Source organism: Pseudolactococcus chungangensis CAU 28 = DSM 22330, from assembly GCF_002441885.1.
GTDB lineage: Bacteria > Bacillota > Bacilli > Lactobacillales > Streptococcaceae > Pseudolactococcus > Pseudolactococcus chungangensis.
This window is the reverse complement of sequence record NZ_JXJT01000014.1, coordinates 42,573-49,767: the sequence shown is the minus strand read 5'-3', so window position 1 is coordinate 49,767 and position 7,195 is coordinate 42,573. Positions and strand designations below refer to the sequence as shown.

Below are 7,195 nucleotides of genomic sequence, written 5' to 3'. Positions count from 1 at the left end.
ATTTTATTCTAACTTAATTTGACAAATCATAGAATCAAAAATCGAGTTAATCCCTCGATTTTTTGATTTTATACAAAATGTCGGAAAAATTTTTCATTTTTTGTCTAAAACCTTTTACTTTTTGTGCTATAATAAATGAATAAAGAAATCATTTGATTTTGATAGTTAAATCTGATATGTATTGATAGCCGAAAGGAATGATGGTTGCTTTTTATCAAAAAACAACCTCAAAATAATAATATGATTACATTAACTAGTTGCCCACTCAAGCAAACCTATTTTGTTTCAGAAATTAAAGGTGACCCGGATAGTAGAAAGCATCTACAAAACTTAGGTTTTGTTAAAAACGCACGCGTCGCCGTGATGAATCGTGACAAGCATAACGGTGTCATTCTCATTCACAATTCCCGTGTTGCATTAGACAATACCATTTTGGATAATATTACACTCTCAAAAGAACTCATCGGTCGTGGCAACCTTACCAAACTATCATCAGTTAAACCAGGGCAGATGGCTATGGTCCTTAGTATTGCCGTTGCACATCCGTCGGATCCTGCTGAGGCAGCTTTGAAACGTCGCTTACTGGACATGGGTGTGACACGTGGCACACGTATCTTTGTTAGAAAGGTAGCACCATTAGGTGATCCGATGGAATTACATGTCAGAGGATACGAACTGACCTTGCGAAAAAATGAGGCAGAAAAAGTAGAAGTGAGCGTACTAGAAAATGACTGAAAACAAACGATTTGCACTAGTCGGAAATCCTAACTCTGGTAAGACATCAACCTTTAATTTGTTGACAGGGGCTAATCAATATGTTGGCAATTGGCCCGGTGTGACTGTCGAGAGAAAATCAGGTAAATACGTTAAAGATAAGTCAATTATCATTCAGGATTTACCTGGTATTTATTCTCTATCTCCTTTCACGCCAGAGGAAAATGTCACTCGAGATTATTTATTATCTGATGACTATGATGTTGTGATTAACCTCGTAGATGCAACGAATATTGAGCGTAATCTTTATCTAACAACCCAGTTGATTGAGATTGGAAAACCTGTTATCATTGCCCTCAACATGACCGATTTGCTGGTGAAACAAAATATCTTCATTGACACAGAAAAGTTATCTTACTCACTTGGCGTACCTGTTGTTAATATCTCGGCCCTTAAAAATCAAGGCTTTGATAACTTAGTTGCCCAGAGTCAAAAAGCAACGGTCCCTCAAGTTCAAGTTCATTATGATGAACGTTTTGAGGCTAGCTTAATGGAACTTTCTAATGTGACGAACATCACAAATCGCTTTGAACTCATTAAGATTTTTGAAAATGATGAAAAAATAATTGAGCGCGTTGCTTTATCAGCCAAACAAACTGATGAAGTCTCAGAAATTATCTCGATTGCAGAAGATATATTTCTGGATGATCGACAAAGCATTGTCGTTAATGAGCGCTACCAATACTTGACGACCTTGGCTGACATGGTTGAGCATCGGACACAAGGTGTCAGATTGAATGTGTCAGATAAGATTGACCAATTTGTGACATCACGTCATTTTGGTCTACCTTTTTTCCTCTTCGTGATGTGGGCAGTTTACTATGTCAGCATCCAGACGGTTGGCACTATGGGAACAGATTTTGTAAATGAGAAATTATTTGGGGAAATCGTCCCACATTATGCTCAAAATTTGCTTGATTTTTTAAATATCGCACCAATTGGTCAGAGTTTAATTTTGGACGGCATTATCGCCGGTGTCGGCGCTGTTCTTGGTTTTGTTCCACAAATTTTTGTTCTCTTTATCTGTTTAGGTATTCTGGAAGATTCAGGCTATATGAGTCGCGTTGCCTTCGTCATGGACCGTATTTTCCGTCGCTTTGGTCTATCGGGTAAATCCTTTATCCCAATGTTGATTGCGACAGGGTGTGGTATTCCAGGTGTGATGGCGTCTCGGACAATTGAAAATGAAAGAGACCGTCGAATTACGATTATGGTGACAACTTTCATGCCATGTTCGGCTAAATTACCGATTATTGCTTTGGTGGCCGGCTCTCTTTTCCCTAATAATTCTTTGATTGCGCCAAGTGCTTATTTCGTTGGTATTTTTACGATTGTCATCAGTGGTATCATGCTGAAAAAGACTAAATTATTAGGCGGTTCTGTGACACCATTTATTATGGAGTTACCAAATTACCACATGCCGAAATGGTCAAACGTCTTACGCTATGCGTTAGATAAAGGATTAAGTTTTATCAAGCGTGCAGGAACGATTATTCTTGCCATGACGATAGTGCTATGGTTCTTGACAACTTTCAATTTTCGCTTGCAGGTCGTTGATACGGAGCAATCTATTTTGGCAGGGATTGGCCGAGTGATTATGCCGATTTTTGCCCCACTAGGTTGGACCTCTTGGCAGGCAACTGTTTCGACGTTTACTGGTTTACTTGCAAAAGAAACACTCGTCTCGACCATGGGTGTGTTGTATCATGCGAAAGGTGGTGCGGCTTTGAATACTGCCATGCAGAGTAATTTCACAGCCTTATCTGCCTATACCTTGCTCTTGTTTAATTTACTTTGTGCACCATGTTTTGCTGCTATCGGTGCCATTTATCGTGAAATGGGAACAGCAAAATGGACAGGTATTGCAGTTGGTTTCCAATGTGGTATTGCCTATATCATCAGTTTTATCGTTTATCAGATTGGGACGACTATTGCTACAGGTCAAGTTAACCTATCGACTGTGTTAGCGATTTTATCTCTACTGCTTGCTAGTTACTATGTGTTTAGAAAACCAGTCTACCAAGCGCCTAAACTTTCAGAAAGTGTGACTATATGAACATCCAAACCATCATTATTTTTGCCCTAGCTATCGCAGGTGCTGGCTATGCTTTTTATAAATTCATCAAGTCTCGTGGCGCTTGTGAAGATTGCGGTTGCTCTTGTCCGGTTAAAGAGCAGATGAAATGAAACATATTCAAATGAAAGTTTGAATATGTTTTTTCTTTATGTTAAACTAGAAATAATCAAACGGTGATTTGAATAATAGGAGGCCATATAAAATGCGTGAAGAAAGTTGTAAAATTCCTTGCTTTAATGAAGAGAAAGTAAAGGCAGTGAAAGCAGAATTAGCCGCAGCTGATATATTTACCATCAGCCAGCTTTTTAAAGTGGTAGCAGATGAACATCGGTTTAAGATATTGTATGCCTTGACAAAACAAGAGAGACTCTGTGTTTGTGATGTCGCACGCATCATCGGAGCAACTGTTGCCACAACTTCTCATCATTTACGTACTTTGAGTAAACAGTCAATTTTGACACATGAAAAAATTGGTAAAATGGTTTATTATCAACTCAGCAATCCAATGATTCAACAGCTCGTGCTAGACGCGATGAACCGAGAAAAAGAGGGGATTACCTATGGCTGACAAAGAAATACATCATTATCGATTGACTGGTCTATCTTGTACAAATTGTTCGGCTAAATTTGAGAAAAATGTTCAAGCAATTGAAGGTGTTAGTGCGGCAAAAGTCAATTATGGCGCAGCTAAGTTAACCGTAACAGGACATGTATCAGTTGCCGAATTGGAACAAGCGGGTGCCTTTGACAAGATTAAGGTAAGACCAGAACAAGATACTAACTCTGATACAACACATCGGCAGACTTCTTTTTGGCGTGACAATCGTAGCCAATTGATTGCAGTAGTTCTGATTATTCTAGCTTTCATTAGTCAATGGTGTATAGGGGAGCCACATTTTCTGATGCCTGTTCTATTTGTTATGGCAATCTTAGTAGGTGGCTATGCCTTATTTATAGAGGGATTTAAAGACCTCATCAAGTTTGAGTTTTCAATGGCAACCTTGATGACAATTGCCATTATCGGTGCTACTTTGATAGGTGACTTTGCTGAGGGAGCTGTTGTCGTCATTCTTTTTGCGATAAGTGAGATGCTAGAGGGCTATGCAGCCGAACGGGCGCGACAATCAATTTCAACCCTAGTGAATGTTGCCCCAAAAGTTGCAACGGTTCGCCGTAATGAATTAGAACAAACAATTGCTGTTCAGGAGATTCAAATTAATGATATTATGATTATTAAACCTGGTCAGAAAATTGCCATGGATGGTGTCGTTATAAGAGGTGACTCAGCCGTTAATCAAGCTGCCATTACAGGAGAATCCCTTCCAGTTGACAGACGAATTGGAGATGTAGTCTTTGCAGGAACACTTAACGAAACAGGTTATCTAGAAGTTCAAGTCACAAAACTTGCATCAGATACAACGCTTGCCAAAATTATCCAACTCGTCGAATCAGCCCAAGGTGAACGCGCACCAGCTCAGGCTTTTGTTGACAAATTTGCAAAAATATATACCCCATTCATTATCTTGCTAGCGACCCTGATCATCATCGTTCCACCCTTGTTTTTCGGTGGCGACTGGCAGAGATGGTTTTACCAAGGTCTATCAGTCCTAGTCGTCGGTTGTCCGTGTTCTTTAGTCATTTCAACCCCAGTCTCTATCGTGTCTGCTATCGCTAACGCTGCGCGTCATGGTATCTTGATTAAAGGTGGGATTTATTTAGAAGAAATCGGAAAGCTTCAAGCCATTGCCTTTGATAAAACGGGTACTTTGACAGAGGGAAAACCGACAGTAACTGACTTTGTTGTAGTAGATGAACGCTATAATGAAACTGACCTACTTCAAAAAATATCAGTCTTGGAAAGTTATGCGCAACATCCTCTTGCCTCTGCTATTGTAGAGGAAAATCAAAGACGTGGCATCGACATAATACAGACCAGCATTGAAAATTTTCAGTCAATCACAGGACGTGGTGTGCGGGGCGACATTTTAGGTACAACTTACTTTATTGGTAGCGCAACATTATTTTCATCAAACTCAAAAATCACTACTATAGCACAAGCCTTTCACGACCAAAGTAAAACGGTTATCTACTTTGGTACAAGTGAGCAAGTCCTAGCAGTTATTGCCATGCAAGATATCGTTCGACAAATGAGTCAACAAACGATACAAGAATTACAATCACTTGACATTCAAGAGACGGTCATGCTGACAGGAGACAACCAAGCAACAGCGAATCAGATTGCCAAAGAAGTGGGTGTCTCATCAGTCAAAGCAAATCTAATGCCAGCAGATAAATTGCAAGAGATTCAGAACTTACAAGCGACCTTTGGACGCGTTGCTATGATTGGCGATGGTGTTAATGATGCACCAGCTTTAGCAGTGGCGACTGTCGGTATTGCCATGGGTGTCGTGGGAACAGATATAGCTTTAGAAACCGCAGATGTCACTTTAATGGGAGATGATTTATCTAAATTACCATTTCTTATCAGACTGAGCCGTAGCACTTTACGAACCATTAAGCAGAATATTACTTTTTCATTAGTCTTGAAAGTCATCGCCTTGCTACTGGTTATCCCAGGCTGGCTCACACTTTGGATAGCCATTTTAGCTGACATGGGTGCGACGATAGTCGTTACATTGAATGGTATTCGGTTGTTGCGAGTGAAGTGACATATAATTAGATTGCGTATCAGAATTAAAAATATAAAAATGTAAAATCGTAAGAGAAATATGCTTTGAAACATTTTAATCTTACGATTTTTTTAATTGATAAAAGATAGTACTTAGGTTATCCATTTGAAGATTAATTTAGTGGGAATAGCTTATAAAATATACCAAATAGTAATCTAGTCTAAAACTTTAATGCATTTAAGTTGAGATATACAAATAAAAATTGATAAATAAATTTCTTATATATGAAATAAATGATTGTAATAATTTATTATTTTTGTATTATTCTTACTGATTATGTTAAAATTAGTAAGAAGAACTTCGTTTTTTTATTTAGATTGGAGGAAAGTGTTTGACAAAATTACAAGAAGAAATGTCTGAACAAATGGAATTGCGAACATTTTATCAAAAAACGCGTGAAGCGCGTGGCTATAGTTATGGTGAGATTGAGACAGGCTATCTTCATAGTTCTCAAATTTCACGTTTTGAAAAAGGCGAAAGTATGTTTTCGGCTGAGTGTCTTTTGCTAGCGATTCAGGGGCTTAACATGACCCCAACAGAGTTTTTTGCTTTGATGCCGACTTATGAACCCAGTAGGCTACATGTTTTTATGAAACAAATGAGTGATTACGCTATAAATAATGATATAGAGCGAATGAAAAAATTATTAAAGCCGAGAGCCAAGAAAAAAATTGATAAAATTTATAATGTCATGGTTAAAGTGGCGATATATGATTCATCAGGAGAAAACTTAATCACAGATAACGATCGAAAACTCATTCAGGATTATCTAACAAGTATCGAGCAATGGACACTTTTTGAAATTGATGTTTTCTCCAACTGTTTGGAAGCGTTAAGTCTTAAAGAAGCCTATTATTTGGGGCTAGAGATGTTAGATTGCGATGAACTATCTAATCTATTATATTCTCATGCTGATGTTGTTAAAAGAACTTTAGTAAATTTATATGTCCATATGGTATGTAATGAACAATACACGCGTGCGAATAGAATTAAAAATGAACTAGAGGAACTTTTAGATGCATGGGATATGGAAGGGAAGATTATAGTTTCTATTTTTGAAACTTTTTCCAAATTTAAGCAAGAAAAAAGCTCTGAACTTTTCGAGGAGATACAGAGCGATATTCAGGTTTTAAAAAAATTTGGCATTGTAGATTTAGCTAAACGAATTGAGATGTTCATGGCAAAGGAACACTAAGTTCTAGCTATTTCATCTGTAATCATTTAGTAAAGATAAGTGAACGTAAAAAAGCTAACATATTGATTTCTCCTTTCGTTTTACTTGATAAATTTATTATAGCATCAGAAAATATTTAAAAATGCAGAATTGAGAATCTGCAGGAGTAAATGAATCAAATTGAGAATGCTCAGGACATAAAGCTAAAGTCCTGAGCATTCTCAATTTTTGTTTTAAAGTCAAGAGAATATACAATTTTCATCATCAAGTCATGCAGATTCTCAATTTTTGAAATTTAATAATTTTTATGTAGTAGAATTAGAATTGTAAGTTAGTTCGAACGACTTTCAAAACTTAATTGTTTATCTTTCTCCACTTTATTTATTTTGAGTGAGGGAATAGTATGTTAATGACAAGATAGAAGGAGTCAATATGATGAAAATTAAAAAAATTGCAATGTTAACAGTTGCGGTAGCAACA

At 37.4% G+C, this 7,195-nt stretch carries 6 protein-coding genes; all 6 read left to right on the top strand.

The annotated features are described in order from the left end of the window. The first annotated feature begins 240 nt into the window (after nucleotides 1-240). The 6 genes from RR45_RS06965 (at nucleotide 241) to RR45_RS06940 (ending at nucleotide 6,736) form a co-directional block, all read left to right on the top strand. Nucleotides 241-735 carry a FeoA family protein gene (locus RR45_RS06965; RefSeq protein ID WP_031365855.1) on the top strand — a complete coding sequence of 165 codons (495 nt, stop codon included), beginning with the start codon at nucleotides 241-243 and terminating at the stop codon, nucleotides 733-735. Continuing rightward, nucleotides 728-2,830 carry a ferrous iron transport protein B gene (gene feoB, locus RR45_RS06960; protein ID WP_031365854.1) on the top strand — a complete coding sequence of 701 codons (2,103 nt, stop codon included), beginning with the start codon at nucleotides 728-730 and terminating at the stop codon, nucleotides 2,828-2,830. Before RR45_RS06965 ends, feoB begins: the two co-directional genes overlap by 8 nt. Beyond that, nucleotides 2,827-2,961, top strand: a complete 135-nt coding sequence (locus tag RR45_RS06955) for a FeoB-associated Cys-rich membrane protein (RefSeq protein WP_084463486.1) — start codon at nucleotides 2,827-2,829, stop codon at nucleotides 2,959-2,961. The genes feoB and RR45_RS06955 overlap by 4 nt, the downstream gene beginning before the upstream one ends. Before the next feature lie 92 nt (nucleotides 2,962-3,053). Then, a complete protein-coding gene (locus tag RR45_RS06950) occupies nucleotides 3,054-3,419 on the top strand; it encodes an ArsR/SmtB family transcription factor (protein ID WP_031365853.1) in 366 nt (121 codons plus the stop codon). Further along, complete coding sequence (locus RR45_RS06945) at nucleotides 3,412-5,520, top strand: heavy metal translocating P-type ATPase (RefSeq protein ID WP_031365852.1); 2,109 nt, start codon at nucleotides 3,412-3,414, stop codon at nucleotides 5,518-5,520. The genes RR45_RS06950 and RR45_RS06945 overlap by 8 nt, the downstream gene beginning before the upstream one ends. Before the next feature lie 352 nt (nucleotides 5,521-5,872). After that, nucleotides 5,873-6,736, top strand: a complete 864-nt coding sequence (locus RR45_RS06940; protein ID WP_031365851.1) for an Rgg/GadR/MutR family transcriptional regulator — start codon at nucleotides 5,873-5,875, stop codon at nucleotides 6,734-6,736. Nucleotides 6,737-7,195 lie beyond the last annotated feature (459 nt).

Coding starts and splice junctions, on each gene's coding strand:
- RR45_RS06965 (WP_031365855.1), top strand. CDS start 241: ATGATTACATTAACTAGTTGCCCACTCAAGCAAACCTATTTTGTTTCA.
- feoB (WP_031365854.1), top strand. CDS start 728: ATGACTGAAAACAAACGATTTGCACTAGTCGGAAATCCTAACTCTGGT.
- RR45_RS06955 (WP_084463486.1), top strand. CDS start 2,827: ATGAACATCCAAACCATCATTATTTTTGCCCTAGCTATCGCAGGTGCT.
- RR45_RS06950 (WP_031365853.1), top strand. CDS start 3,054: ATGCGTGAAGAAAGTTGTAAAATTCCTTGCTTTAATGAAGAGAAAGTA.
- RR45_RS06945 (WP_031365852.1), top strand. CDS start 3,412: ATGGCTGACAAAGAAATACATCATTATCGATTGACTGGTCTATCTTGT.